Source organism: Methylocapsa palsarum, assembly GCF_900114285.1.
Lineage (GTDB): Bacteria > Pseudomonadota > Alphaproteobacteria > Rhizobiales > Beijerinckiaceae > Methylocapsa > Methylocapsa palsarum.
The window spans coordinates 220982-247145 of the sequence record NZ_FOSN01000001.1 but is presented as its reverse complement, the minus strand read 5'-3'; the positions used below and the strand labels follow the sequence as shown (position 1 = coordinate 247145).

Here is a 26164-nt window from a genome sequence, read left to right as displayed (position 1 = left end):
AAGACGGCTCAATCGGGCAGACACCGCCGCAGGGGAATGGAATAGACCTTCTCGCGGCCAAGGACATGCGCCGAATGATCGTTGTTGCGGAACAGGACCGCAAAAGCCGCATCGTGCAGGTTGAGGCCGCCGGCATAGGCTCCGAAAGCCGGCATCACGCAGCGCGAGCCGTCGCTGACGAAACAGCGGCGGCGGACGCGGCCGCCGCGGCCGACGACCTTGGCGACGGGATGAAGATGACCTGCGATTTCGCCGCGCGAGGGTCCTTCGCCCGGTTCGTGACGAAAGGCGATCTCGCCGACGGAGAGGGTCTCGCGCCGTTCGCCCTCGAGGCCTGACGGCAAAATCCGGTCGTGATTGCCGGCGATCCAGATCCAGTCGCGTCCGGCCTGAAGCCGCCTGAGTGCGCGAACATCCGCCGCGGCGATCCGTTCGCCCGCGCGGCCGTCATGAAAGGAATCGCCGAGCGCCAGCACCACCTTGGGATTATAGATGGCGACCAGCGCCGCCAGAGCCGCCAGAGCCGCCGCCGTATCGTAGGGGGGCAGGAAGATCTTTTTCGCCGCGAAGGCCGACCCCTTCTCGAAATGAAGGTCGGCCACGATCAGCATCCGCTCGTCGAGCCAGTAAAGCGCGCCAGCCGGATCGGCGATGAAATCGACCGTCATGATTTTGAGGACCGCGGGCTGACGCGGCATCGGCGGTGGCGTCGTCACAATTGATGCCTTCCTCGACTCTTGCCGCAATTCTTGCCCGCGATTCTTGCCGCAATTCTCGCCGGCGCAGACTCGATCGCAGCCGAAGCCCTTACGCCTGCGCCTCCTCGATCAGCGCCTCGGCGGCATCGGCGAGAATGGCGTCCTGAGCCTCGCCATAGACCGATTCGCGGCCGATTTCGAGCATGATCGTCACCGCGAGAGGCGAGACGCGATCGAGCACCCTGTGGACAATCTTGCCTTTGACCCGCGCCAGCATCCCGGCGAGACGGTCGAGATCGAGGAGACCAGACGCCGCATCGGCGCGCGCGGCCTGGAGCAGGATATGGTCCGGTTCGTGCCGGCGCAGCACGTCGTAGATAAGGTCCGTCGACATTCTTACCTGGCGCGATGATTTATTGCGTCCTATGAAGTTGCGCTCTATCATTCCGGCGACGATGGCGCAATTCCTGAACGTCCGCTTCATCAGCGAGGCTTCTTCGAGCCATTCCTCGAGGTCGTCGCCGAGCATGTCCTGCGCCAGAAGAGCATCGGGATGGGCGGCGCCGGAATCGGCCAGCGACCAGACGCAGAGAGCGTAATCGTTGGCGACGAACCCGAGCGGCTTCAAACCGGCCCGCTCCATCCGGCGGGTCAGCAGCATGCCAAGGGTGTTGTGCGCAAGCCGGCCCTCGAACGGGTAGAGCGCCAGATAGAACCGCCCGCCGCGCGGAAAGCTCTCAACGAGAAGATTGTCCCGCCCCGGCAGCTCCGAACGGAGCTGCTGCAGCCTGAGCCAGTCCGAGACCTGTTCCGGAAGAGCGCTCCATTCGCGCGGATCGGACAAAAGCCGCCGCACCCGCATCGCGAGATAGGTCGAGAGCGGAAACTTACCCCCGGCGTAGGAGGGAATTTTCGGTGCGTCGGAACTCGCCCGCGTCACCAGGGCTTCGTCCTCGACGATCCCCTGAAGCGCCAGGATCTCTCCGCCAAAGAGAAACGTGTCGCGCGGCGCCAGCATCTCGATGAAGGACTCCTCGATCTCGCCCAGAGCCCGGCCGCCCCGGCGCAGCGGCCCGGTGTAGGCGCCGGTTCCGCCGCCGCCGCGCACGAGTCGGACTTTCAGCATGTCGGCCTCGACGATCGTCCCGACATTCATCCGGTAGGCCTGGACGATTGCGCGATTGGCGACGCGCCACCGGCCGTCCTTCATTTGTTTGATCTTGGCGAAGCGCTCGTACGACTTCAGCGCATAGCCGCCGGTCGAAACGAAGCCGAGCGCCGCATCGAACATTGCGCGCGGGAGCCGGGCGTAGGGCGCCGCGGAGACGATCTCGAAATAGAGGTCGTCGGCGCCGAACGGGCCGGCGCAGGCCATTCCCAAAATGTGCTGGCACAGGACGTCAAGCGCCCCGGCCCTGGCGATGGCGGTGTCCTGGGCGCCTTCACGCGCCGCATCGACGGCCGCGCGGCACTCCAGAACCTCGAATCGGTTGGCGGGCACGAGGATGGCCCTCGAAGGCTCGTCCAGCCGGTGGTTGGCCCGGCCGATCCGCTGGGCGAGGCGGCTCGCCCCCTTCGGCGCGCCGACGTTGACGACAAGATCGACGTCTCCCCAGTCGATTCCAAGATCGAGCGTCGACGTGCAGACGACGGCCTTCAGCCGCCCCTGCGCCATTGCCTCCTCGACCCGGCGGCGCTGCGCGACGTCGAGCGAACCGTGATGCAGCGCGATCGGCAGATTATCCTCGTTGCGCCGCCAGAGCTCCTGAAAGATATATTCCGCCTGCGCCCTTGTGTTGACGAAGACGAGCGACATCCGCGCCGCCCTGATCCGGGCGTAGATTTCGCCGAGCGCGTGACGCGCGCTGTGACCGGCCCAAGGCAAAATCTCGCGCGTGTCGAGGATCGAAAGATCGGCGGGCGCCCCCGGCGGAGCGACGACGAGCGCAGCGGACTCGTGACGCGGAAATTGCGGCGCCAGCCAGCTTTGTAGCTCAGGCGGATCGCGCACCGTCGCGGAAAGCCCGATGGCGGTCAGTCCGGGGGCGATCGCTCGCAGCCGGGTAAGTCCGAGACTCAGGAGATCGCCGCGTTTCGACGCCGAAATCGCGTGGAGTTCGTCGATGACGACATAGCGAAGATCGGCGAACAGGGTCCGCGAGTCGGCGCTTGCGAGGAGGAGCGCGAGCTGCTCCGGGGTCGTCAGCAGAAGATCGGGCGGATCGCGGCGCTGGCGCTGGCGCTTCGAGGCGGAGGTGTCTCCCGTTCTCGTCTCGACGCGCACGCGAAGGCCGATCTCCGCGATGGGAATTTCGAGATTGCGCCGCACGTCGACCGCGAGAGCCTTCAGCGGCGAAATGTAAAGCGTGTGGAGCGGACGCTGGACGGGAGGGCGCTCGAAATCGACAAGGGCCGGCAGAAACCCGGCCAGGGTCTTGCCGCCGCCGGTCGGCGCGATGAGCAAGGTGTTCCGCCCTTCGCGCGCGGAGCGCAGAAGTTCGATCTGATGCGCCCTGGGGGTCCAGCCCCGCACCGAGAACCAGGCCGAGAACCGTTGCGGAAGCGCCTCGACCGGACCTGGCTGGCCTTTTTTCACGAGCGAGGCCGTCTGCTAGATCCGCGCGGCGGCGACGATCAGTCCGGGGACATCGGCGCCGACGTCCCGCCGCAGCGCGGCCTGTTCTATCGCGGCGATCCGCAACCCGGCATCCCCGGTGGCGGCGCGGACAAAGGCTTCGCTGTGGGCGTAACGCAGATCGGAGCCCACCCGGTAGGTCTCCGCGAAAGCGCCATTCTGAAGCGTGAACGCCAGATGGCCGCGGGGCTCGAGAACGCGGCGCGCGGCGGAAAGGACTGGCCGGAGATCGCCAAAGTAAACGAACACGTCGGCGGCCAGAACGAGAGACGCGCTGTCCGCGGGCTCGCGCGCAAGGAAATCGTCGATGGAACATATTTCGAGCCGGTCGTAGATCTGCTTGCGGCGCGCCAGCGCGACCATGCGGGGGGACAGGTCGACGCCCGTCAGCCGTCCGCTGCGACGCCGGAAGGCGGCGCCGCAAAGGCCAGTGCCGCAGCCAAGGTCGAGCACATGACCGAAATGGCGAAGACCGAGCCCTGTCAGGGCGTCGGACAGCAGCGCCGGTCCGCGATAGGCGAGCGTCTCGACGATATGATCGTCGAACCGATCCGCGTATTGGTCGAACAGGCCCTGGACATAGGCGCCCGGCGCGGCTGCGGGAGCCGGCGCCGCGCCAAGGCGCGCCAGATGAAGATCGGCCCCGAATTCGCCTTGGGGATCCAGCGCGCGAACGCGGGCCAAGGCGGTTTTCGCTTTGTTCAGGTCACCGAGCTTTTCATGCGCCTCGGCCAGAGCCAGCCAGAGCGGCGCCCAATCGGCGGCGAGATCCGTGGTCTGTTCGAGGAGTTCGGCGGAGGCGGCGTAATCGCCCTCGGCGGAGGCGGCGCGCGCGTAAAGATAGCGGCGGTCGGCGGCGAGATTTCCCGACGAGCGCGCAACGCTCCAAGGATCGCCGGCGGCCTTATTTTCTTCGCTTCGCGACGGCGTCTCCATCCGCTTTCCTTCCGCCCGCCCCGCCGCCAAGTCAACATTCCAAGTCAACATTCCAAGTTAAACTTCCAAGGCGACATTCATTGCAAGTTCAGGTTCGCACGGCCACGTTGGAACAGGCGCGGGCTCGCGAGGGTTGCGCGGAACGATGCGGGAGATTTTTCAATGACCACAACGAGATCAAGATTCGCCGCCGCGGCGCTGGCGGCTTTGGCGATCGGGAGCGCCGCCCTGCCGACGCCGGCCGACGCGCAAGCCCGATACGGCCGACGCGGGGTCTATGCGGGAGGGTGGCACGGCGGCGGCGGCGGTTGGCATGGCCGTGGATGGCAGGGCGGCGGCGGGTATTGGCGCGGCGGGCGCTGGTATGGCGGCGGCGGATACAATTGGGGCGCTCCGGTCGCAGCCGGGGTGATCGGCGGTCTGGCGCTGGGCGCTCTCGCCGCCGGCGCCGCTAATCCTTACGGATACGCGCCTGGCTATGGCTATGGCTATGCGCCCGCCTACGGCGGCTGCTCTTTGCAAAATCAACCCGCCTATGACGGCTGGGGAAATTTCGTAGGCTATAGGCAGGTCCGCGTGTGTTATTGATAAAAAGGCGAGCGTAGAGCTCGCCTTTTTTTTTAATCATCGACAAAAAAGGATTTGCCATGACGAACAATTTGGAAAGGTCCTCCGGCGCCGCCTTTGCCGCCCTCGCTCTTGGACTGGCCTTCACCCTCGCGGCGACCCCAATGGCCGAGGCGAGGGGCGGCCATCATGGCGGCGGTCATCACGGAGGACACCATGGCGGTCATCACGGCGGATGGCATGGCGGGCATCACGGCGGATGGCATGGCGGCCATCATGGAGGCTGGCATCATGGAGGCTGGCATGGCGGGCATCATGGCGGCTGGCGTCATGGCGGCGTCTACCGTGGCGGCTATTATCACGGAGGCGGACATTACGGTGGAGGCTATTATGGCGGAGGAGGCTATTATGGCGGCGCAGCCGCCGCCATAGGCGGATTGGCGCTTGGCGCCGCCGCGGCAGGGTCTGGCCGCTGTTATGTTCAAAATCAGCCGACTTATGACGGCCGGGGCAATGTCGTCGCCTATCAGCCTGTGCGGGTGTGCCGCTGATTTGGGGAATGCGGGGCGGGCGTTAACAGGCCTGCCTTATTTTCACAATTTTTTTATGGGGAGCCGCAACTTTTTCTTGGCCTGCTGCGTTTATGGTGTGTTGCCGCACAGAATACGCAGCAGATTTCGCCATGATCCACCCATGGAACGCGGGTGGAGGGAGTAGTGGTCATGAGCACGAGCAGGACTTTTGGGACGCAAGCTTTGAAGGCCTCGATGGCGGGAATCGCGATTTCCTGCCTGGGAGCGGCTGTTTTCGCTTCTCCGATGCCCGTAGCCCCCAAGAGCTCGATGGAAAAACCGGTTTCGCAGAAGGCTTCGTTCGCCCCCCTCGCAAGCGGCCCCGCTTTTCAGCTTGGCCGGGCGGGACGCGGCGAGGACGAAGATTGCGTGCGGGTTCTGCGCATGACGGGCCCTGATGGACGGGTTTATGTCACCCGCGGACTGGTCTGCGCCGACTAAAACTTTGGCTTTGCGCAAGCAACGTCTCTGAGTATGACGCCAGGTGATCTCCTCTCATTAACGCCCGCCGGTCTTTATTGTCCCGCGGGCGATTTTTTTATCGATCCGCTTCGACCATCGCCCCGGGCCCTGATCACCCATGCGCATTCGGACCATGCGCGGGCGGGCCATGGCGAGGTTCTCGCCACCCGCGAAACCCTGGATTTGATGGCGATCCGGCACGGTCCGGGTTTTGCCCGCGTCGTCCAGCCGATCGAACCGCGCGAAAAACTGGTCCTCGGCCCGATCGAGGTCAGTTTTCATCCCGCCGGCCATGTTCTGGGCTCCTGTCAGATCCGGCTCTCGGGCAAACGGGGAACATGGATCGTCTCGGGCGATTACAAGCGCGAGGCCGATCCGACATGCGCTCCGTTTGAAGCCGTCCCCTGCGACGTGTTCATTTCGGAGGCCACCTTCGGCCTTCCGGTGTTTTCGCGCTGGCGGGCTCGCGTGGAAATCGAAAAGCTTCTCGCCTCGGCGCAGCTGTTCCCCGAGCGGGCGCACCTCGTCGGCGCCTATTCGCTTGGCAAGGCGCAGCGCGTCATGGCGATGCTCCGGGCGGCGGGATACGCGCGGCCGATCTATATTCATGGCGCCATGGAGAAGATCACGGATTACTACATCAAGGCTGGCGTCGAACTCGGCGAAATCCGCAAGACCGCGGAAGCCGATCGCGCGACGCTTGGCGGGGAAATCGTGATCTGCCCCCCGAGCGCGTTGCAGGATGCCTGGTCCCGCAAATTTCCCGATCCCGTTCTGGCCTTCGCCTCCGGCTGGATGCGCGTTCGCGGGAGGGCGCGCCAGCGCGGCGTGGAGCTTCCGCTCGTCATCTCTGATCACGCCGACTGGGACGCTCTCACCCAGACCATCCGCGAAACCGGCTGCTCCCGGCTCCTTGTGACCCATGGCGAAGCGGACGCCCTCGTGCACTGGGCGCGCGGCGACGGGCTTGAGGCGGAGCCTTTGCGCCTCGCGGGCTATGGCGATGAGGGTGAAACCGCCCTCGCGGAGAATGTATGAACGCTTTCGCGCGGCTCCTCGACCGGCTGGGCTTTGAACCTTCGCGCACGAACAAATTGCGGCTGATGACGGAGTTCTTCCGCGAGACCGCCGACCCCGATCGCGGCTATGCGCTTGCGGCCCTGACCGGGACGCTGTCGTTCCGGCACGCCAAATCGGGGCTGGTTCGCGCCCTGATCGCGGAACGCGTCGATCCGGTTCTGTTCGCTTTGTCCTATGATTTCGTCGGCGATCTTTCAGAAACCGCCGCGCTGCTCTGGCCGGCTCCGAACGAAAGCATTGGAGTGGGCGGCGAAATCAACCCTCCCGAACCGACCCTGTCCGAGATCGTTCACGCGCTTGGCGACTCGTCAAAAAGCGATTTGCCGGGGAAACTGGCCCGCTGGCTCGACGCGCTCGACGAAACCGGACGCTGGGCGCTGCTGAAACTCATCACCGGCTCGCTCCGCATTGGCGTATCGGCGCGCCTCGCCAAAACCGCCGTCGCGGGCCTTGGCGGCAAGACCGCGAACGAGATCGAGGAAGTCTGGCATGGTCTGGCCCCGCCCTACCTCGATCTGTTCGCCTGGATGGAGGGACGCGAAGACCGGCCGGATCCCTCCGATCCGGCTCCGTTCTGCCTCGCCATGCTCGCTCATGCGATCACGGAAGCGGATTTCGAGGGCCTCGACCCCGCCGAATTCATCGCGGAATGGAAATGGGACGGAGTCAGGGTCCAGGCCGTCAGCGGCCAGGATCACCAAGGCGTCCGGGCGACCCGGCTGTTTTCCCGGACGGGGGAGGACATTTCCGCCGCCTTTCCTGATCTGATCGAGAGTCTGGAGCAGATCCGCGCGTCAGGCTTCGCCCTCGACGGCGAATTGCTGATCTTGCGAGAGGGCCGGACCCAGTCCTTCAACGTCCTGCAGCAGCGGCTCAACCGCAAGACGGTATCTGCGCGGCTCATCGCCGAATTTCCCGCCCATATCCGGGCCTATGATCTTCTGCGGCTCGACGGCGAGGATCTTCGCTCCCTGCCATTCGCCGAACGGCGCCGCCGGCTGGAGTCCTTCGTCGCGGCGGGCGCGAGCCCGCGTCTTGATCTTTCGCCTGTGGTGGCGTTCGGGACATGGGCGGAACTGGCGAAGGCGAGGCTGGAGCCGGATCAGTTCGGAGCCGGAGCAGACGCGCAGGCCATCGAGGGCGTGATGCTGAAACGCGCCGATTCGATCTATACGCCCGGACGCCCGAAGGGTCTCTGGCACAAATGGAAACGCGATCCCTTCCGGATCGACGCGGTTCTCATGTACGCCCAGCGCGGGCACGGCAAGCGCTCCTCGCTTTATTCCGATTACACGTTCGGCGTCTGGCGCGAGGAAGACGGGGCGCGGCGGCTTGTGCCGGTCGGCAAGGCCTATTTCGGCTTCACCGACGCCGAGCTCGCCCAGATCGACCGTTATGTCCGCGCCCATACGATCAACCGTTTTGGCCCCGTCCACGAGGTCGGCCACGACGAATCGCAGGGGCTTGTTCTCGAAATCGCCTTCGAGGGACTGAATCGGTCGAGCCGGCACAAATCCGGCGTCGCGATGCGCTTTCCAAGAGTGGCGCGAATCAGGTGGGACAAGCCGGCCGGCGAAGCAGACAGCCTTGAAACTCTCTCGGCGCTGATAAAATCTGGCGTCTGATAACTATACGCTGCGATAATAACTTTGGCAGGTTCATCAAAGTGCAATTTCTGCCGAATCTACATTGAAAAGTTATAAATCCGCCTTATTTCGGCCTAGCATTTTACTTTTCATGTGTAAGGGTCATTACCTTTTATATTCGAGAGGGGTGGGCTGAAAAAGGCGGGCGGCGCGCCTAACTTTTGGGCAGGATTCCATTATCATCATGGATTTCAAACCGAGCGACGTGTATAAGGGTCGATTGGCGTCGCGCGATTGTGGTCAGGCGAGCCTCCGGTCTGAGCGCGCGCCGCACATCGAGTCGCTGCCGGAACTGAAGACGAGCGACGCCGTAAGCCGTAGGGAAGAGGCGCAGGATCCTTCCCTATGAGCGAAGATATCGCTCTCTCGGGCGCTCGATTTTTAAAGTTAGGATCGCTTATGCCGATGATTGCACTGGTCGACGACGACCGCAATATCCTGACCACCATCTCGATCGCTCTTGAAGGCGAAGGCTATCGCGTCCAGACCTATACCGATGGATCCTCCGCCCTCGACGGGCTGAGAAGCGACCCGCCCGATCTGGCGATTTTCGATATCAAGATGCCCCGGATGGACGGAATGGAGCTGCTCCGGCGTCTGCGTCAGAAGTCGGACCTGCCGGTCATCTTCCTCACCTCGAAAGACGAAGAGATCGACGAATTGTTCGGTCTTAAAATGGGCGCCGACGACTTTATCCGCAAGCCGTTTTCCCAGCGCCTGCTGGTCGAACGGGTCAAGGCGATCCTGCGCCGCGCCAATCCGAAAGACCCCACCGCTCAAAAAGAGGCGGACGCGAAAATACTCGAGCGCGGGCTTTTGAAGATGGACCCGGAACGCCACGCCTGCACCTGGAAGAACGATGCGGTGACCCTCACCGTCACCGAGTTCCTCATTCTTCAGGCGCTGGCGACAAGGCCGGGCGTCGTCAAGAGCCGCAACGCGCTTATGGACGCCGCCTACGACGATCAGGTCTATGTCGACGACCGCACGATCGACAGCCACATCAAGCGGCTGCGCAAGAAATTCAAGGCCGTTGACGATGACTTCGAGATGATTGAAACCCTCTACGGCGTCGGTTACCGTTTCAAGGAGTAGAATCTCCGGCCTGGGCCAGGATCACGGTGTAGATGACGCTTGAGGCGCGCGACGAGATCAGCTTCGACAGGACGCTCACCTCCGCCCAGCGCGCGAAGCGTATGCGGAGGAGCGCCGCGTTTCGCTTTCGTGGGTTTCTGCGCGCGCTGAGTTCGCGATTTTCCTCGTCGCTGACCCGCCGCATCGTCGTCTTGAATCTCGGCGGCCTCGTCGCCCTGCTCCTGGGCTTTCTTTATCTCAACCAGTTCCGCGAAGGCCTGATCGACGCCAGGGTCCAGAGTCTGCAAACCCAGGGCGAGATTATCGCGGCTGCGATCGCCGCCTCCGCGACGGTCGAAACCGACTCGATCACCATCGATCCGGAAAAACTGCTTCAGCTCGCGCCGGGCGAAAGCTACGCCCTCGCCGACGAAATCGTGCCCTCGCTCGAATTTTCGATCAATCCTGAACGCGTCGGTCCCGTTCTGCACCGGCTCGCCTCGCCGACAAAGACGCGAGCGCGTCTTTATGATCGCGACGGCTACATGCTGCTCGATTCGCGGTCGCTCACCAGCCGCTCCAATATTTTGCGGTTTGACCTGCCCGCCGCGGCCGATCAGCAGGCCGAGACGCTGATCGACCTGCTCTGGAACAAACTCAAGGCCCTCGCCGGGCGTCCTCAGCTGCCGCTCTATGACGACGCCGGCGCCGCAAACGGCAAAAGCTACCTCGAAGTCGCGAGCGCCCTCGGCGGTACGGCGCGGTCGATTGTCCGGGTCAACGCCAAGGGCGAGACGATCGTCTCGGTGGCGGCGCCGATTCAGCGGTTCCGCGTGGTCCGCGGCGCGCTTTTGCTGTCGACCCAGGGCGGCGACATCGATGAGATCATCACCTCGGAGCGATGGGCGCTCGTCCGGGTTTTCGCCGTGTCGGCGATCATCATGTTCATGCTGTCGCTGTTCATCGCCGGAACCATCGCCGAGCCGATTCGTCGCCTCGCCGAAGCGGCGGAACGGGTCCGGCGCGGCACCAAGTCGCGCCGCGAAATTCCCGACTTTACCGACCGTTCGGACGAAATCGGTCATCTGTCCGGCGCCCTGCGCGACATGACCAAGGCGCTTTACGACCGTATCGAGGCGATCGAGAGCTTCGCCGCCGACGTCGCCCATGAATTGAAGAACCCGCTGACCTCGCTGCGCAGCGCCGTCGAGACCCTGCCCATCGCCCGCAAGGAAGAATCGCGCCAGCGCCTGCTCGACGTGATCCACCACGACGTGCGCCGGCTCGACCGTCTCATCAGCGATATTTCCGATGCGTCCCGGCTCGACGCCGAACTCGCGCGGGCCGATATGGAGCCGGTCGATCTCGACCGCGTCCTCGATGCGGTCGTCTCCATGGCGAATCAGGTCGGCTCCGACGATGGCGTCAGGGTCAGCCTCGCCGTCATCCGGCACGCGCCCTTCGACGCGGGCCGGCAGATGACATTCCGGGTGCTTGGCCATGATTCTCGCATCGGCCAGGTGTTCAACAACCTGATCGACAACGCGCGGTCGTTCTCGAACCGGGGCGGCAGCGTCCGGGTGGTCGTGCGCGCGGCCAAGGATTACGCGCCCAACGGCGAATCCCGGGACGGTTTCGAGGTGATCATCGACGATGACGGACCCGGCATACCGGCCGACGCCTTCGAGCGAATATTCGAGCGGTTCTACACCGACAGGCCGGAACAGGGATTTGGTCAGAACTCGGGCCTTGGCTTGTCGATTTCCCGCCAGATCATCGAGGCCCACGGCGGCCGGGTGACCGCGATCAACCGCATCGGGCCCAAGGGCGCCGACGGCGAGCGTCCGGTCCTTGGAGCGCGGTTCATGATCTGGCTGCCAGAGGCCCGATGAGCGACGTGCCCCAATCCTCCCCCCGGCAGGCGCCGGAGCGGGGTTTCATTCACGCCACCGCCGTCGTCATCGCCGAGGCGGGCGTTCTGATCCGCGGCGCGTCCGGCGCCGGAAAAAGCAGTCTCGCCCTCGCTTTAATCGGCGCGGCGGAAACCGCCGGATTGTTCGCCCGGCTTGTCGGCGATGACCGGATCGAGCTTCGAAAACGCGGCGCCCGGCTGATCGCCAGAGGACATTCGCGCATCGAGGGCAAAATCGAACGGCGCGGAGAGGGGATATTGCGCGTTCCGGTCTTGACGGCGGCCGTCGTCCGGCTCTTGATCGATCTTGTTCCGGCGCAACAAGGGCCGCCGCGTTACCCGGAGCCCGATGACGACCGCGCCAGCCTTGAAGGCGTTGAACTGGAACATCTCAGCATGCGGCAGGAGACCTCCTGGAGCGACTGCGCTGCGACGGTCCTGCGTCGTCTTGGCTGGTTAAATCATTCCTGCGTCACATGCCTGATCCATGAGTGACACGTCTGAGCACGCCTATCGGGAACTTGGCGTTTTTTTGCTTGCCAAGACGCCCGCAACGCACAAAATAGAATTTCTTCGCTTTCAAGAGGTTGAAAAGAGGTCCATTTAACAGGACCTTCGCCGCCCGCCAGATTTTCTTTCCAACGGAATCCCCGTCGTCCTGGCCTATTCAAAAGCGTGGTCTTTTCCTTGCCGCACCTCCCTCACGGCTCATCAACCAAAACTCCGATGAACGGGCGCATCCGATGATAGGTATGGTCCTCGTGACCCATGGCCACCTCGCGACCGAGTTCCGCGCCGCGATGGAGCATGTGGTCGGTCCGCAGAAGCAGGTTGAAACCATCTCGATCGGCCCCGACGACGACATCGAACAGCGACGCAAGGACATCGTCGCCGCGGTCGGTCAGGTCGACAGCGGCTGCGGCGTGGTGGTGCTGACCGATATGTTCGGCGGGACGCCCTCGAATCTCGCGATCTCGGTGATGAACGGCGCGCATATCGAGGTTGTCGCCGGCATCAATTTGCCTATGCTGATCAAGCTGGCCTCGGTCCGGGAAGGGGCGACGCTGGAGCAGGCTGTCGTTCAGGCTCAGGATGCAGGCCGCAAATATATTTATGTCGCGAGCAAATTCCTGAGCGGTCAATGAATCCGGACGACGCAGCCAGAGCCGAAGAAGACAGCCACCCGGATTTCGATCCTCCCGAGGGCGCGCTCGTCCGCGCCATAAAAATCATCAACCGCAAGGGACTTCATGCCCGTGCGACCGCGAAATTCGTGCAATGCGTCGACCGGTTCGAGGCCGCCGTCACGGTCGGCCGTTGCGGCGAAACCGTGGGCGGCACCTCGATCATGGGCATTCTGACGCTCGGCGCCGGACCCGGCATGACGATCACCGTCACCGCCGCCGGACCTCAGGCGGCCGAGGTTCTCGACGCGATCGAAGCGCTGGTCGGAGACCGCTTCGGCGAGGACGAATAGGAAAGGACGTCGCAGCGAGGACGAAGCGAACCCGCGATCAGCCTACGAGCGCCACCTTCCCATTCTCCAGATTGTAAATTCCTCCGACGATCTTAACCTTCCCCTCATCAACCGCCTTGCTGATGATCGGGGTCGCCGTTTTCAGTTTCTCCACGTTGAGAACGACGTTTTGCCTGATCGTGTTGTCGAGCTGGGAGCCGGATTGGTTCATCGCGCCGCGCACCGCCGGAGCAAGGGCCTCGACCAGCGAAGGGAGATGTCCCGGAAGCGTCGAATTGTCTCTGATTGAGGTGATCGCGGCGTCCACGGCGCCGCAGGCCGCGTGCCCAAGCACCATCAGAAGCGGCGTTTTCAGAACATGAATGGCGTATTCGAAGCTAGCGATCGTGTCTTCGTTGGCGAAATTGCCGGCCACCCGACACACGAACAGATCGCCCCGGCCGGTGTCGAAGGCGTATTCCGGAGCGATCCGGGAATCCGCGCAGCTCAGGATGCCTGCGAAAGGGTTCTGGCCCTTTGCGAGGGCTTCGCGCTCATGTTTGAAATCATGCCGTTTTGAGACGCCGTCGACATAGCGCCCGTTGCCCTTTAGCAGCCGTTCGAGCGCGGCGTCCGGAGAGACGATGTTTTCGGGCTTGGGCGGCGCTTTCTTCTCTTTTTTTTCTTTTGCGGCCGCGACGCCTGGCGCGACGAGGCCGGACAAGGCCAGGCTGGCGGCAAACCCTCCAGCCAGCTTCAGAACGTCCCGCCTCGGCAAAAAGCCGCCCTGATTCACATAAGAGACGCAGTCACGGCACATCAGGAAACCTCACTCATTGCAGGGACGAATTACGCGCGCAGGGCACCCGCCTCGAGCGCCGCGGCCTGACGCGGCCTCGCCTCGGTCTGTCGGGCGGTAGATCCTGATCTGAAATTCTCTCTTTTTGATTTAAATGCAGCGAAGCCTTCTCTCCGCTTATAGCGTAGGCCCCTTCAAGACGAACGCTCTTTGGATCGTGAGCGCAAGAGCTCACTGGACGCAAGCCGTCGCAGGCGCCTCCCGCATCCAATCTGAGAAGGCCCGCCTTCGATCGTCGAAATAAGTGTCTTCCCTTTCATGTCCCGCTTGACGCACTCCGCTCGCGATGCTTTTGTCTACTAGTTTAGTAGTTTTATAGACAAAGGAGTTTCGATGCAAAAGGCCCTCTTCCCGATTGGCGGGCTGGCGCTCGCCATAACACTTGCGGCGTCGCCCTCGAACGCCGCCTCGTTGCAGGAGGCGGCCGCCGCGGTCGGCGCCGCCAATGCAAAAGCCATCGAGTTTTCCGGCTCGGGGCGATGGTTCCAGTTCGGGCAGGCTCCTAATCCAACCCTGCCCTGGCCGCAGTTCGACGTCAGCAGCTATACCGCCAGCATCAATTACGACGCGCCAAGCGCCCGGGTGCAGATCGTCCGCAGGCAAACGATCGAGCCTGGCCGCCAGCGGCCGGCCCCGGTCGAACAGAAGCCCGATCTTTATGTCAACGGCGCGCAGGCCTGGACCCTCGCGCCGCCGCCGAACTCGCCGCCGGGAACGGCTCCGGTCGCGACGGCGCAACCTGCCGCGGTCGAGGAGCGCATTGCGGAAATCTGGGCGACGCCTCAGGGATTTCTGAAAGCGGCGCTCGCCGCCAACGCAAAGTCGGAGCCTTCGGGCGCGAACGTGGAAGTCTCGTTCACCGCCGGGGGAAAATACCGCTACTCAGGGACGATCAACGACAAGAACCAGCTCGAGACGGTCCGCACCTGGATTGACAACCCTGTGCTCGGCGACACCCTGGTGGAGACGAGTTTCCGCGACTACAAGGATTTCGCCGGGGTTTCGTTTCCCGCTCATATCGCCCGTATCGAGGGCGGCCATCCGGTGCTCGACCTGAATGTCGCCGCGGTGAAACTGAACCCTCCGGTCGACATTCCCGTCCCGCAGGCTCTTGTGAGCGCGCCGCAGACGAATGTCGTCTCCAACAAGCTGGCCGACGGCGTCTACTACCTCACCGGCGGAACTCACCACAGCGTCGCGATCGAGCAGCGCGATCATGTCGTTCTGATCGAAGCTCCGCTCAACGAGGAGCGCTCGCTCGCCGTGATCGACAAGATCAAGGAGATCATTCCCAACAAGCCCGTCAAGTTCGTCGTCGCGAGCCATGTTCATTTCGACCATTCGGGCGGATTGCGCACCTTCGTCGACGCGGACGCAATCATCGTTGCGCATGAGCTCGATAAACCCTATTTCGAAAAGGCTTGGGCCGCGCCCCGCACGCTCAACCCGGACCGGCTCGCGAAGTCGCAAAAAACCGCCAAATTCGAGACCTACGCCGACAAGGATTTTCTGTTCGACGGGTCGCGGACCATCCAGATCCACCGGATCGCCGGCAACGGACACAGCGACGACCTCGCCCTCGTCTACCTCCCTGCGGAGAAAATCCTGATCGAGGCTGACGCCTACACGCCGCTTCCTCCGAATGCTCCGCCGCCGCCGTCGGTGAACCCTTATTCGGTCAATCTTTACGAGACGATCCAGAAGCTCAAATTGGACGTCAACCAGATTGCGGCCCTGCATGGTCCGGGCGTGGTCACGCTCGCCGATCTGCGCGCATTCATCGGTCCTGCGACAAACTAGCGCCGGACGGCCGAGGAAACCCTGGGCGGACTCGCAACGCGATTCCGTCCAGTTTTTGTAACCGCCTTACACCAAAACATCGGCGATTTCGTCACAACGGCGAAATCGCAAAGCCTGGCTCTGGAGGAATGAATATGAGGCTTTTTGTCTGGTCCGCCGCCTTTTGCAGCCTGGTCGCGGCGGGCCATGCCGGGGAAGCGCTGACGCCGCCCACGGGAACGACGCTTCTCTTCTCCGCGGAAGCGGACGGCGTCCAGATCTACTCCTGCCTGCCCAAAGACGTTTCCGGCAAAGACCCTTCCTACGCCTGGACGATTTCCGCCCCGCAGGCGACCTTGTTCGACGTCCATGGACAGCAGATCGGCGCGCATGGCGCAGGACCAACCTGGACCCTCGGCGACGGCTCGGCGATCAAGGGCGAAGTCGTCGCGAAACAGTCCGCGCCGCAGAAAGGGGCGATCCCCTGGCTGCTCTTGCGCGTCACATCGCATCAAGGGGGCGGTCGTTTCGCCAACGCCGTAGCCGTCCGCCGGATCGACACCAAGGGCGGCGCGGAGCCCGCCGAGAGTTGCGACGCCGCCCACATCGGGCAGGTCGCCCGCGTCCGTTATTCGGCGACCTATCAGTTCTACGGAACCTGAAGCGGATGGAGGGAGAGGCGCCGCGTCGTGAACGCCTCTGAGACTGTTCTCCCTCCGGCGGCTCTCTTCTATTCGGCGGCGGCGGGTTGGGTTTTTGCCTGGCCCGCACGCGGTTTTGCGGGCGCGGGCCGGCGCCCGCTGCGAAGAGATTCGAAGGCGAGGTAGATGACAGGCGTCGTGAACAAAGTCAGCATCTGACTGATCAGCAAACCGCCGACCATCGCGGCGCCGAGGGGCTGGCGAAGTTCGGACCCCGCTCCTGAACCGAACATCAGCGGAACGGCGCCGAGGATCGCGGCCAGGGTGGTCATCATGATCGGCCGGAACCGAAGCAGACAGGCTTCGCGGATCGCCTCCTGTGGCGAGAGGCCTCGATCGCGCTGGGCGACGATCGCGAAATCAACCATCATGATTCCGTTCTTCTTGACGATCCCGATCAGCAGGAGGATCCCGATCAAGGCGATGAGCGACATGTCGTAGCCCAACACCATCAGGAAGATCAGGGCGCCGGCGCCGGCGGAAGGCAGGGTCGAGAGAATCGTGAGCGGATGGATGAAACTCTCATACAGAACGCCAAGAATGATATAGGCGGCGACAAGCGCGGCCAGAATCAGATAGGGCTGTGAGGCGACGGCCTTCTGAAACGCCTGGGCCGAGCCTTGAAAACCTCGAATGAGCGCCTCCGGCGCGCCGATTGCGGCTTCTGCGGCGTTGATCGCATCCACAGCCTGACCGAGCGCGACTCCGGGCGCCAGATTGAAGGAGATGGTCACCGCAGGGAACTGGCCCTGGTGATTGACCGATAAAAAGCCGATCCGGTCCGACGACACATGCGCGAATGTCGAGAGCGGCGCCTGCCGGCCAGTCGAGGGCGAGGTGATGTAGATCTTTTCGAACGTATCGAGCCGGCCCTGCAGGTCCGGCAGCACTTCCTCGATCACGTGATAATTGTTGAGCTGGGTGAAAAATTGCGTCACCTGGCGCTGCCCGAACGCGTCATAAAGCGTATCGTCGATGACCTGCGGGAGAATGCCGAAGCGAGAGGCCCGATCGCGATCGATCACGACGTCGATCGCGGCGCCGTGCGATTGCTGGTCGCTCGTCACGTCGCGCAATTCCGGCAGCGACTTCAGTCTGCCCAAGATCAGCGGCGCCCAATGATTCAACTCGTCGATGTCCGCGTGCTCAATCGTATATTGATATTGCGTCCGGCTCGTCCGACCGCCGACATTCAGCTCCTGGGGCGATTGCATGAACAACGCGACGCCCTGCAGCCCCGCTATTTTTTGGCGCAGCCGCGCCATGATCTCGTCCGCGCTCGCGCGGCGCTCGCCGTGCGGCTTCAGCCCGATGCGGATAAAACCGTTGTTTGCGGAGCTTGAGCCGATGCTGCCGAGGGACGATGTCCAACCGGTGACGTCCGGGTCGTTCGAAATGATATCGGTGACGGCCAGTTCGCGCTTCGTCATTTCGGAGAATGAGACGTCTTCCGCAGATTCGATCGTCCCGTAGATGACGCCGGTGTCCTGCTGTGGAAGAAACCCTTTTGGAATGACGACGTAGAGGGAGCCGGTGACGGCGACCGTGGCGAAAAAGACGAGAAGGGCGGTCCGCTGACGCATCAGCACGAAGTCGAGGCCTTTCGCATATCCCGCATGCAGCGCGCTAAAGGCGGCTTCAAAAGCGCGCAAGACGCCGCCGGAGCTTTTCAGACTCTTGCGATCGAGCGTACGGGCGCACATCATCGGCGTCAGGGTCAGCGAAACGACCGCCGAAACAAAGATCGTCAGGGCGACGGTGATCGAGAATCCCCGCAGGAGCCGGCCGACGATTCCGGACATCATGAGAATGGGAATGAATATCGCAACCAGGGACAGGCTGATCGAAATGATCGTGAAGCTGATCTCGGCGGCGCCTTTCAGCGCTGCCTGTTTCGGGCTCATGCCGGCTTCGATATGGCGATAGATATTCTCCAGCATGACGATGGCGTCGTCGACGACGAAGCCGACCGAAATGGTGAGCGCCATCAACGAGAGATTGTCGAGGCTGAAGCCGCAGACATACATCAACGCGCAGGCGCCAAGCAGAGAGAGCGGCACCGCGACGCTCGGGATGAGCGTCGCCCGGATATTGCCTAGAAAAACGAAAATGACCAACACGACCAGAGCGATCGTGATAAACAGCGTCTTCACGATATCGGCCACGGCGGCGTGGATCGTGATGGTCCTGTCGACGACGACGGCGAGCTTCATCGCCGGAGGCCCCGAGGCCTGCAGGAGCGGCAGCGCCGCCTTGATCCGAGCGACCGTGTCGATGACATTCGCGCCCGGCAGCTTGAAGATGGGAAGGACGATCGCCTGACGGCCGTTCGCCCACGCCATGCTTCTCACGTTCTCGACGCTGTCGATCGCGGCTCCGATGTCCCGGATTCGCACCGGCGCGCCGTTGCGATAGGCGATGATGACGTCATTCCACTTGGCCGCGTCGGTGAGCTGGTCGTTGGCGTAAACGGCGAAGCTGCGGCGATCGGTCTCGATGCTTCCCTTCGGCGCGTCGGCCGTGGCGTTGACGATCGAGCCGCGCACATCCTCAAGACTAAGGCCGGTGGCTGCGAGCTTCAACGGATCGACCTGGACCCGGACCGCCGGCTTGCGCTCGCCCTGGATCATCACCTGACCGACGCCAAGAATGCGGCTGAGCTGCTGCGCGATCACGTTGTCGGCGTAGTCGTCGACAACCTCGAGGGGCAGCGTATCGGACGTGACGCTCAACACCAGGATCGGGAAATCGGCGGGATTTGATCGCCGGTAGACAGGCGGCGCGGGGAGGTTTTTCGGAAGCGTCCCGGCGGCGGCGTTGATCGCCGCCTGAACGTCCTGGGCGGCGCCGTCGAACGATCGGTCAAGGTCGAACTGCAGGACGATCGACGATGATCCCAACGTGCTCGTGGAGGTCAGCTGGGTCAGACCCGAGATCTGCGAAAATTGCCGCTCGAGCGGGCTCGTCACCGAGGAGGCGACGGTGACAGGATCCGCGCCCGGCAGGTTCGCCGTCACCTGAAGCGTCGGAAAATCGATCTGTGGAAGCGGCGCGATCGGCAATTGCGGCACGCTGACGAGGCCAAGCAACGTGACCGCGACCATCAGCAGCGTCGTGGCGACAGGCCTCTCAATGAACGGAGTCGAAAAGCTCAAAGCGTCAGTCCCGCCGGCTCGCGACGACCGGCGGAGTCGGGGCGCTCGATTCGACCGAAACCCTTGACCCGGGCTGAAGCCGATAGTGCCCGCTTGTCACGACAACATCCCCAGCCTCGAGTCCCGCCTCGACCACGGCGGTTTCGGAATCGACCCGTCCCAGCTTCAATTTGCGCACTTCAGCCAAGCCGTCTTTCACAAGATAAGCGAAGCGGCCCTCCGGACCGTTCTGGACCGCCGCGGAGGGGATCGTCAAAGCGCCCTTCAGCGTCGAAAGGCGCAGCCGCGCGGTGACGAATTGCCCGGGCCAGAGCCGTTCCGACTCATTGGGGAGCGTCGCCTTGAGGCGAATCGTCCCGGTCGCCTGATCGATCACGTTGTCGATCAGGGAGAGCTCCCCAACGTCGAATTCCTGGCCGCCGTCCTGACTCACCGCAGCAACAGCCAGGGGGCCCGCGGACATCGCCTTCACAATGTCCTGCAGCGCGCCTTCGGGCAGGGTGAAAACGAGGCTGATCGGACGGATCTGCGCGATCGTGACAATGCCGTTCGCATCATTCGCGCGAACGATATTGCCGCTGTCGATGCGCCGCATTCCGGCGCGCCCATTGAGCGGCGACCTGATCGTGGCGTAACCAAGGTTGACCTCCGCATATCCGATCAGGGCTTCGTCGCCCTTGACCGCCGCCTCCAGCTGCGCCACCTGCGAAGTCGTCGTATCGAACTGTTGACGGGCGACGAGATTTTTTTCGACCAGCACGGCATGGCGCTAGAGATCGCGGCGCGCATTGTCAAGCTGAGCCTGATCCTGCGCTTTTTTGGCCAAAGCCTGATCGAGATTCGCCTGATAGGCGCGCGGATCGATGCTCACCAGAACGTCGCCGGCCTTGAGCTCCTGTCCTTCCTTGAAAGCCACCTGCGTGATCTGGCCGTCGATCTGCGCCCGCACCGTCACCGAATTGTAGGCCTGCACATTGCCAAGACCAAGGAGATGAACCGGAACGTCGCGGCGCGCCGCGGCGCTGACGCCGACCGGAATGGGGGCGGCCGGCGCCGGGCTTGCCGCGGGCGAGGAAACCGCGCTGTACCGCAGCCCCGCGACCGTGGCCGCCGCCAGGATCAACAGCAGGCCGAATTGGTCTTTGCGCATCTTGTCGATCCAGCAAGCGGTCACGAATGCGTCTCCGACTGAGCATTCGGAATGACCGACGCACCCCCGCTCGGACTACGAAGTGATTTATGCAAGGACGGACGGTCCCTGCGCCCTGCGCGGCGGCTGTTGCGTCAAATCAGCTGCGCCGACACCTTGTCGATTCCCGCCTTGGAGCAGGCCTCGTCCTTGTCGCCGCCGGGAGCGCCGGAAACGCCGACCGCGCCGATGACGTCTTCGCCAATCTTGATCGGCAAGGCGCCCTGCAAGGCGATGACGCCGGGAAGATGCACCACGCCGAGAGTCGGATTGTCCTTGACGCGTTGCGCGAATTCGCCCGACGAAACGCGGAAGGTCCGCGCCGTATAGGCCTTGCGAAGGCTATTCTCCAGCGTATGCGGCGACGATCCGTCGCCCCGGATCGACACCAGCACCTGCCCTTCCCGGCCGACCACATTGACCGACACATGGTAGCCCTGCTGCACGCAGACGTCATAGGCCGTCTGGGCGATGGCGAGGGCCGTCGCGGCGGAGAGGCTTTTCTCGGTGAGGAGCTGCGCGTTCGCCGACGTGGCGAGAGCGCAGGCGAGGCTGGCGGCGACGAATTTCAAATGGCGTGACGACATGAGTCTCATTCTCGTTTGCGGGAAGATTGGGAAGTCTAGTTCTTGTGCTGCTCGCGCCACTGTTTCACGACCGCGAGCGTATTTTCGATATGCTTGTCGGGCGCGGGATCGACATAGGAGTAGAGCACCTTGCCGTCCGGCCCGATCACATAGGAAATCCTGTCCGAGACAATTTCTCCCGAAGCTGTCGGGGCGATGCGGACGGCGTCATAGGATCGGATGACCGAGAGCGCAGGATCAGCGGCGACAGGGAATTTATCCCGGCATTCCTCGGAGGAAAACTTGCGCTGGGTTTCGATCGTGTCTTTCGACATGCCGATAAGGGTCGCGCCCGCCGCAGCGAAACTGTCGGCCGCTTCGGCGAACTCGTGCGCCTCTATGGTGCAGCCTTTGGTGAAAGACTTCGGATAGAAGTAAAGCACCACGGGGCCGCGCTTCAACGCGTCCGCCAACGAAAAGCTGAAGTCTTTTCCGCCGACCGACGCTTCAGACGTGAAATCCGGCGCGGGGTCGCCCGGCTTCAGAGCCGCCAAGGCCGGCGTGGCGGCGAGGCCGCCGAGCAAAGTCATAGAGACCGCCATGCGCTTCATCTGCATAAATGCGTTTCCTCTCCAACAATTTTAAAGACTCGCGCGGGTTCGAGGCCGCGCAGGTCAAAGCCTATTTGGCGTCAGCGGATTTTGGGGCCGGAGCGGGCGGCGCGACTTTGGTGAGCGCCCCGCCTTCAGCCTCGTAATTTTGCGCCCCGACGGCGCCCGCCACATTGAAGCCGCGGCTGACGAGGAGATCCGCCGCGGCGCCCGCGCGCCCGGCGTGGTTCGATACGGTCACGATGACGCGCTCCCGGGGGATGTAGGCGAGATTGCTTTCGAGATCTTTGGCCTGAATGCTGAGATAGACAGGCAGTCCGCCGATCGCGGTCAGTTCGTCGGGCCGGCGCACGTCGATCACGAGGAGACTTTCCGGCTTGGCCAGCAGAGCGTCGAGTTCCGCCCGCTTGAGTTGCGGAGACTTGTACTTGTACTCGGCGGCGGGCGCAGGCGCCGCCTGTTCCGCCGCCCATGCGAACGAAGCCGAGATCGCCGCCGCCGCAGCAGCAGCGATGAATAGATGTTTTCCATACATGGGTTGATTGCCTTTTCCAGATCGTTCGTCGGATCGTTTTGGAAGGATACGGACGCCGTCGCGCCCACCTCGGGCGCCGCGCGGATTTTCAGCCAGACAGATGCGCATTCAGGAATTCGACGGTGCGCTGCCAGGCGAGTTTCGCCGCGGCGGAATCATAGCGCGGCGTGGTGTCATTGTTGAAACCATGCTGAACGCCGGGATAAACATAGGCTTGATAATTGACTCCATTCGCCTTCAGGGCGGCCTCGAAGGCCGGCCAGCCCGCGTTGATGCGGTCATCGGCGCCGGCGTAGTGAATCAACAAGGGAGCCTTGATGTGAGCGGTTTCCTCGGCGGTTGGCTGCGCGCCATAGAATGGAACCGCGGCGGCGAGATCGGGAACACGCGTGGCGAGAAAATTCGCGATTCCGCCGCCATAACAGAATCCAACCGCGCCGACTTTGCCGTTGCCTTCTGGAAGGTTCTTCAAGAACAAAGCGGCGGCGATGAAGTCATTGTGCGTTTTCGTCTGATCCAGTTTCTGGAAAAGCTCGCGCGCCTTGTCTTCATCGCCGGGGTATCCGCCCAAGGTGAAAAGCGCGTCTGGAGCGAATGCGATGAAATTGTCGAGCGCCAGCCGTCGCGTGATGTCCTCGATATGAGGATTGAGGCCGCGATTTTCATGCACAACCAGCACCGTCGGAAGCTTTCCTTCGGCGCGAGCTGGCTCAACGAGATAGCCGCGCAGCGTTCCGTAACCATCCGGCGAGGCGGTTTCGACATAGCGCGCCTTGATGCGCGGATCATTTGAAGGAACCTGTTGCGCCTCGGCGAAGCGGGGTGAGAGCGACTCCAACAGTCCAAGGGCGGTCGCGCCGCCGACGGCGAATTTCGCGGCCCCGTCCAGAAAGCCCCTCCGGCTCAGATCCCCGTGAACGTAGAGGTCGAAAAGCTTCAAGACTTCAGGGCTGTAGGCGCCGGCGGATTTGCGGATCAAGAGATTTCACTCCTTCAGAAAGGACACTTCAGACGCCGGGCGCGGACCGAGCAAGGGCCCCGAAAATCGGCCGACGCAACCTCGCGGCGCGCCGTCCGCCGCGGAGGGATGCGGCGACGGCGCGGGTTTGATCGGCGCCTGAAGTGGGCTGCTTTTTACGTCAATTCCTGCATGCCGTCAATTGACTTTATATCTTTCTAGTAGGATTATAGATATAAGAGTCAGGAGACGCCGGCTCTCAAGCCGCGCGGACGCTGCGTCAATCGCAAGGACGCTGACTCGGCTTCCAAAGCTCGAGACTTGGAAAGGTTCGAAAGGCTCGAACTCACCCATCGCGGCGGCCAGGACTCAAGTCAGTTCAAAAATCACCTTTGAGGTTAGGCAATGAAGAAAACTTTTAAAAGGACGCGTCTGGCCGCACTTGTGGTGTTCGCCGCGTCCGGCGTAGCAGGCGCCGCCGACGAGAAGCCGGCTGACAACGCGGCCAAACCGGCTGACGCCGCCCCCGCGGCGAAGCCGGCGCCCGCTCCCTCCCGGCTCCCTTATGGATGGCTGCCTTTGTCGGCTTCGGCTCCTCCGCAAGTCAGCCAAAAGGAATGGGTGCGCACGCCGATCGACGCCTTTGTTCTCGCCAGAATTGAAGCCAAAGGACTGAAGCCGTCCCCGGATGCAGACCGCGGCGCCTTTATCCGGCGCGCGACCCTCGACGCATGGGGCCTGATTCCGACGCCGGAGGAAGTCTCGGCGTTCGTCGCGGATACGTCGCCCGACGCCTATGAAAAGCTGGTCGACCGGCTACTCGCGTCGCCGCATTACGGAGAGCGGCAGGCGCGCAGGTGGCTGGATCTCGCCCGCTACGCCGACAGCGCCGGTTTCCAGACCGACCAGACGCGCGCCAACATGTGGCGTTACCGCGATTATGTGATCAACGCGTTCAACGAGGACAAGCCGTATTCCCGTTTCGTCCAGGAGCAGATCGCCGGCGACGAACTGGTTCCGGGCAATCAGGACGTCTTGGTCGCCACGGGCTTCCTGGTCGGATATCCCGACAACTACAATTCCCGCGATCTTGTTCAGAGAAAGTTTCAGATCACAACCGACATCACCGACACGGTCGGCCAGGCGATCCTCGGCACGACGGTCGGATGCGCGAGATGCCACGATCACAAGACGGATAAATTCACTCAGAAGGACTATTATTCGCTTCAGGCGTTTTTCGCGAACACGAGCGAGAATTTCAAAAATCCGGCCGCCAAGGGGCAGGTCGAGCGTGAATACGACAGGCAATGGGCCAAATGGGAGGAGGCTTCCAAAGATCTGCGCGACAAGCAGGCCGCGCTGATCGCCCCGATCAAGGAGGCGGCGCTCAAACACCACAAGGAGCGCTATCTCACTGACAGCCGGGAAGCCATCTTCAAACCGGAAAGCGAGTGGACCCCGAAAGACAGATGGATCAACCACCGGCTTGAAAACGTCTCCACGGACGCCGATCTCGAAGTCTACCTCCGGGTCACCGGCGAAGATAAGGACTTTCCCGACTACAGCGCCGAGAACGTCGAACGCTGGGAGCAATACAAGAAAATCAAGGACGGTCTGAAAAAGCTCGACAAGCTGAAGCCCGCGAGCGGATCGAACACCTTCACCGCCGCAACGGAGCTTGGTCATCCCGACGCGCCGCCGAGCTTCATTTTGGCGGGCGGCAATCATGAAAAGCCGCTCGACGAAGTTCAGCCGGCGTTTCCCGCCGCGCTGACTGACGCCAAACCCATCATCACGCCCACCACCGTCTCGTCCGGCAGGCGGACCGCCCTCGCCAACTGGCTCGTCAGTCCCGAAAATCCGCTAACGGCGCGGGTCTACGTCAATCGGGTCTGGAACGAATATTTCGGCAAGGGGATCGTCAGTACGGTCAGCGATTTCGGCAAGGCCGGCGATAAGCCGACAAATCCGGAGCTTCTGGACTATCTCGCCAGCAATTTCATCAAGAACGGCTGGAGCGTGAAGAGTCTTCATCGCGACATTCTGCTCTCGAGCGTCTACCGCCAGTCGTCCTCGCATCGCGACGACGTGCAGGCGGCCGATCCCGAGAACAAGCTCCTCGCCGTGTTTCCGCGCAAGCGGCTCGACGCCGAGGAGATTCGCGACGCTTTGCTGGTCGCCTCCGGAAAACTGAACGACAAGATCGGCGGCCCGAGCGTGTTTCCCCCGGTGCCCTCGAACCTCAACGCCGGGCCCTTGTGGGAGGTCTCCAAGGATCCAGCCGACCACAACCGGCGCAGCCTTTACATCTTCACGCGCCGCAGCGTCCCCTATCCGCTTCTAGCATCGTTCGATATGGCGTCCGCCCAGCAGGTTCACAGCAAGCGCGACGTGACCACAACGCCGCTGCAAGCGCTGACGCTGTTCAACAGCGACATTGTGTTTTCCTGGTCTCAGGCTCTGGCCGGGCGTGTGATCAGCGAGGCGGGCAATGACGAGTCGAGTCAGATCGACCGGCTCTATCAGATCCTCTTTGCGCGCAATCCCGACGAGTCCGAAAAGGCGATTCTCAAATCGTTCCTCGTCGATCATGAAAAGACGATCACGGAAAAAGCCACGGACGGAAAATTGTCCGTCGCGATCCCGGTTGGCCTGAAGGACACGCACTCCCTCGATCCGATCCGCGCCGCCGTGTTTGTAGACCTCGTCCATGTCGTCGTGAACTCGAACGACTTCACCTATCGTTTCTGATCCCCAACACTAGCAGCCGAGA

24 protein-coding genes are annotated in these 26164 nt (G+C 62.8%); 13 read left to right on the top strand and 11 right to left on the bottom strand.

Annotated elements, in window-relative coordinates; all coding sequences use genetic code 11:
* Positions 1–8: 8 nt before the first annotated feature.
* The 3 genes from pdeM to BM177_RS01150 form a co-directional block, all read right to left on the bottom strand.
* Positions 9–698: a ligase-associated DNA damage response endonuclease PdeM gene (gene pdeM / locus BM177_RS01160; RefSeq protein ID WP_091676221.1), complete on the bottom strand. Its 690-nt coding sequence runs from the start codon at positions 696–698 to the stop codon at positions 9–11.
* Positions 699–807: 109 nt separating this feature from the next.
* Positions 808–3294: a ligase-associated DNA damage response DEXH box helicase gene (locus tag BM177_RS01155; RefSeq protein ID WP_091676217.1), complete on the bottom strand. Its 2487-nt coding sequence runs from the start codon at positions 3292–3294 to the stop codon at positions 808–810.
* Positions 3295–3309: 15 nt separating this feature from the next.
* Positions 3310–4269 (bottom strand): methyltransferase domain-containing protein, encoded by a 960-nt coding sequence (locus BM177_RS01150; RefSeq protein ID WP_091677393.1) that lies wholly within the window; start codon positions 4267–4269, stop codon positions 3310–3312.
* A 162-nt stretch (positions 4270–4431) separates the two neighbouring features.
* Here BM177_RS01150 and BM177_RS01145 point away from each other — a divergent pair, with 162 nt between their 5' ends.
* From BM177_RS01145 to BM177_RS01100, 10 genes are all read left to right on the top strand, one after another.
* Complete coding sequence (locus BM177_RS01145) at positions 4432–4857, top strand: hypothetical protein (RefSeq protein WP_091676212.1); 426 nt, start codon at positions 4432–4434, stop codon at positions 4855–4857.
* A gap of 59 nt (positions 4858–4916) precedes the next feature.
* Positions 4917–5387 (top strand): hypothetical protein, encoded by a 471-nt coding sequence (locus tag BM177_RS19865; protein WP_175492450.1) that lies wholly within the window; start codon positions 4917–4919, stop codon positions 5385–5387.
* 171 nt (positions 5388–5558) lie between these two features.
* Positions 5559–5849 carry a hypothetical protein gene (locus tag BM177_RS01135; RefSeq protein ID WP_091676207.1) on the top strand — a complete coding sequence of 97 codons (291 nt, stop codon included), beginning with the start codon at positions 5559–5561 and terminating at the stop codon, positions 5847–5849.
* 33 nt (positions 5850–5882) lie between these two features.
* On the top strand, positions 5883–6908 hold the full coding sequence (locus BM177_RS01130) for a ligase-associated DNA damage response exonuclease (protein WP_091676203.1): 1026 nt from the start codon (positions 5883–5885) through the stop codon (positions 6906–6908).
* Positions 6905–8575, top strand: coding sequence for a cisplatin damage response ATP-dependent DNA ligase (locus BM177_RS01125; RefSeq protein ID WP_091676199.1), 1671 nt, complete (start codon positions 6905–6907; stop codon positions 8573–8575). The genes BM177_RS01130 and BM177_RS01125 overlap by 4 nt, the downstream gene beginning before the upstream one ends.
* Positions 8576–8995: 420 nt before the next feature.
* Complete coding sequence (locus BM177_RS01120; RefSeq protein ID WP_091676195.1) at positions 8996–9691, top strand: response regulator transcription factor; 696 nt, start codon at positions 8996–8998, stop codon at positions 9689–9691.
* A gap of 32 nt (positions 9692–9723) precedes the next feature.
* On the top strand, positions 9724–11562 hold the full coding sequence (locus BM177_RS01115) for a stimulus-sensing domain-containing protein (protein ID WP_091676190.1): 1839 nt from the start codon (positions 9724–9726) through the stop codon (positions 11560–11562).
* Complete coding sequence (locus tag BM177_RS01110; RefSeq protein WP_091676186.1) at positions 11559–12077, top strand: HPr kinase/phosphorylase; 519 nt, start codon at positions 11559–11561, stop codon at positions 12075–12077. The genes BM177_RS01115 and BM177_RS01110 overlap by 4 nt, the downstream gene beginning before the upstream one ends.
* 248 nt (positions 12078–12325) lie before the next feature.
* A complete protein-coding gene (locus BM177_RS01105; RefSeq protein WP_091677390.1) occupies positions 12326–12727 on the top strand; it encodes a PTS sugar transporter subunit IIA in 402 nt (133 codons plus the stop codon).
* Complete coding sequence (locus tag BM177_RS01100) at positions 12724–13059, top strand: HPr family phosphocarrier protein (RefSeq protein WP_091676182.1); 336 nt, start codon at positions 12724–12726, stop codon at positions 13057–13059. The genes BM177_RS01105 and BM177_RS01100 overlap by 4 nt, the downstream gene beginning before the upstream one ends.
* Positions 13060–13096: 37 nt before the next feature.
* On the opposite strand, the gene BM177_RS01095 is transcribed toward BM177_RS01100, so the two are convergent.
* Positions 13097–13858, bottom strand: coding sequence for a carbonic anhydrase (locus tag BM177_RS01095; RefSeq protein ID WP_091676178.1), 762 nt, complete (start codon positions 13856–13858; stop codon positions 13097–13099).
* Positions 13859–14230: 372 nt separating this feature from the next.
* Here BM177_RS01095 and BM177_RS01090 point away from each other — a divergent pair, with 372 nt between their 5' ends.
* Positions 14231–15697, top strand: coding sequence for an MBL fold metallo-hydrolase (locus BM177_RS01090; protein WP_091676173.1), 1467 nt, complete (start codon positions 14231–14233; stop codon positions 15695–15697).
* Positions 15698–15831: 134 nt separating this feature from the next.
* Complete coding sequence (locus BM177_RS01085; protein ID WP_175492449.1) at positions 15832–16338, top strand: DUF3455 domain-containing protein; 507 nt, start codon at positions 15832–15834, stop codon at positions 16336–16338.
* 68 nt (positions 16339–16406) lie between these two features.
* Here the strand turns inward: BM177_RS01085 and BM177_RS01080 are convergent, their stop codons facing one another.
* From BM177_RS01080 to BM177_RS01050, 7 genes are all read right to left on the bottom strand, one after another.
* On the bottom strand, positions 16407–19532 hold the full coding sequence (locus BM177_RS01080; protein WP_091676166.1) for an efflux RND transporter permease subunit: 3126 nt from the start codon (positions 19530–19532) through the stop codon (positions 16407–16409).
* A gap of 4 nt (positions 19533–19536) precedes the next feature.
* Positions 19537–20292, bottom strand: a complete 756-nt coding sequence (locus BM177_RS01075) for an efflux RND transporter periplasmic adaptor subunit (RefSeq protein WP_091676162.1) — start codon at positions 20290–20292, stop codon at positions 19537–19539.
* 9 nt (positions 20293–20301) lie between these two features.
* Positions 20302–20682, bottom strand: a complete 381-nt coding sequence (locus BM177_RS01070; RefSeq protein WP_139223466.1) for a biotin/lipoyl-binding protein — start codon at positions 20680–20682, stop codon at positions 20302–20304.
* Positions 20683–20816: 134 nt separating this feature from the next.
* Complete coding sequence (locus BM177_RS01065) at positions 20817–21308, bottom strand: GlcG/HbpS family heme-binding protein (RefSeq protein WP_091676154.1); 492 nt, start codon at positions 21306–21308, stop codon at positions 20817–20819.
* A 35-nt stretch (positions 21309–21343) separates the two neighbouring features.
* Entirely contained in the window at positions 21344–21898 is a 555-nt protein-coding gene (locus BM177_RS01060; protein ID WP_091677386.1) for a peroxiredoxin, read from the bottom strand.
* Positions 21899–21968: 70 nt separating this feature from the next.
* Positions 21969–22433 (bottom strand): rhodanese-like domain-containing protein, encoded by a 465-nt coding sequence (locus BM177_RS01055; protein WP_091677381.1) that lies wholly within the window; start codon positions 22431–22433, stop codon positions 21969–21971.
* A gap of 88 nt (positions 22434–22521) precedes the next feature.
* Positions 22522–23412, bottom strand: coding sequence for a dienelactone hydrolase family protein (locus tag BM177_RS01050; RefSeq protein WP_091676150.1), 891 nt, complete (start codon positions 23410–23412; stop codon positions 22522–22524).
* Positions 23413–23796: 384 nt separating this feature from the next.
* On the opposite strand from BM177_RS01050, the gene BM177_RS01045 reads away from it, so the two are divergent.
* A complete protein-coding gene (locus tag BM177_RS01045; RefSeq protein ID WP_091676145.1) occupies positions 23797–26142 on the top strand; it encodes a DUF1549 and DUF1553 domain-containing protein in 2346 nt (781 codons plus the stop codon).
* The last annotated feature ends 22 nt before the right edge of the window (positions 26143–26164 follow it).

Bases quoted from the DNA above. Each gene is read 5' to 3' on its own strand.
- pdeM (WP_091676221.1), bottom strand. From the start codon at position 698: ATGCCGCGTCAGCCCGCGGTCCTCAAAATCATGACGGTCGATTTCATC.
- BM177_RS01150 (WP_091677393.1), bottom strand. From the start codon at position 4,269: ATGGAGACGCCGTCGCGAAGCGAAGAAAATAAGGCCGCCGGCGATCCT.
- BM177_RS01145 (WP_091676212.1), top strand. From the start codon at position 4,432: ATGACCACAACGAGATCAAGATTCGCCGCCGCGGCGCTGGCGGCTTTG.
- BM177_RS19865 (WP_175492450.1), top strand. From the start codon at position 4,917: ATGACGAACAATTTGGAAAGGTCCTCCGGCGCCGCCTTTGCCGCCCTC.
- BM177_RS01135 (WP_091676207.1), top strand. From the start codon at position 5,559: ATGAGCACGAGCAGGACTTTTGGGACGCAAGCTTTGAAGGCCTCGATG.
- BM177_RS01130 (WP_091676203.1), top strand. From the start codon at position 5,883: ATGACGCCAGGTGATCTCCTCTCATTAACGCCCGCCGGTCTTTATTGT.
- BM177_RS01125 (WP_091676199.1), top strand. From the start codon at position 6,905: ATGAACGCTTTCGCGCGGCTCCTCGACCGGCTGGGCTTTGAACCTTCG.
- BM177_RS01120 (WP_091676195.1), top strand. From the start codon at position 8,996: ATGCCGATGATTGCACTGGTCGACGACGACCGCAATATCCTGACCACC.
- BM177_RS01115 (WP_091676190.1), top strand. From the start codon at position 9,724: ATGACGCTTGAGGCGCGCGACGAGATCAGCTTCGACAGGACGCTCACC.
- BM177_RS01110 (WP_091676186.1), top strand. From the start codon at position 11,559: ATGAGCGACGTGCCCCAATCCTCCCCCCGGCAGGCGCCGGAGCGGGGT.
- BM177_RS01105 (WP_091677390.1), top strand. From the start codon at position 12,326: ATGATAGGTATGGTCCTCGTGACCCATGGCCACCTCGCGACCGAGTTC.
- BM177_RS01100 (WP_091676182.1), top strand. From the start codon at position 12,724: ATGAATCCGGACGACGCAGCCAGAGCCGAAGAAGACAGCCACCCGGAT.
- BM177_RS01095 (WP_091676178.1), bottom strand. From the start codon at position 13,858: ATGTGCCGTGACTGCGTCTCTTATGTGAATCAGGGCGGCTTTTTGCCG.
- BM177_RS01090 (WP_091676173.1), top strand. From the start codon at position 14,231: ATGCAAAAGGCCCTCTTCCCGATTGGCGGGCTGGCGCTCGCCATAACA.
- BM177_RS01085 (WP_175492449.1), top strand. From the start codon at position 15,832: ATGAGGCTTTTTGTCTGGTCCGCCGCCTTTTGCAGCCTGGTCGCGGCG.
- BM177_RS01070 (WP_139223466.1), bottom strand. From the start codon at position 20,682: ATGCGCAAAGACCAATTCGGCCTGCTGTTGATCCTGGCGGCGGCCACG.
- BM177_RS01065 (WP_091676154.1), bottom strand. From the start codon at position 21,308: ATGTCGTCACGCCATTTGAAATTCGTCGCCGCCAGCCTCGCCTGCGCT.
- BM177_RS01060 (WP_091677386.1), bottom strand. From the start codon at position 21,898: ATGAAGCGCATGGCGGTCTCTATGACTTTGCTCGGCGGCCTCGCCGCC.
- BM177_RS01055 (WP_091677381.1), bottom strand. From the start codon at position 22,433: ATGTATGGAAAACATCTATTCATCGCTGCTGCTGCGGCGGCGGCGATC.
- BM177_RS01045 (WP_091676145.1), top strand. From the start codon at position 23,797: ATGAAGAAAACTTTTAAAAGGACGCGTCTGGCCGCACTTGTGGTGTTC.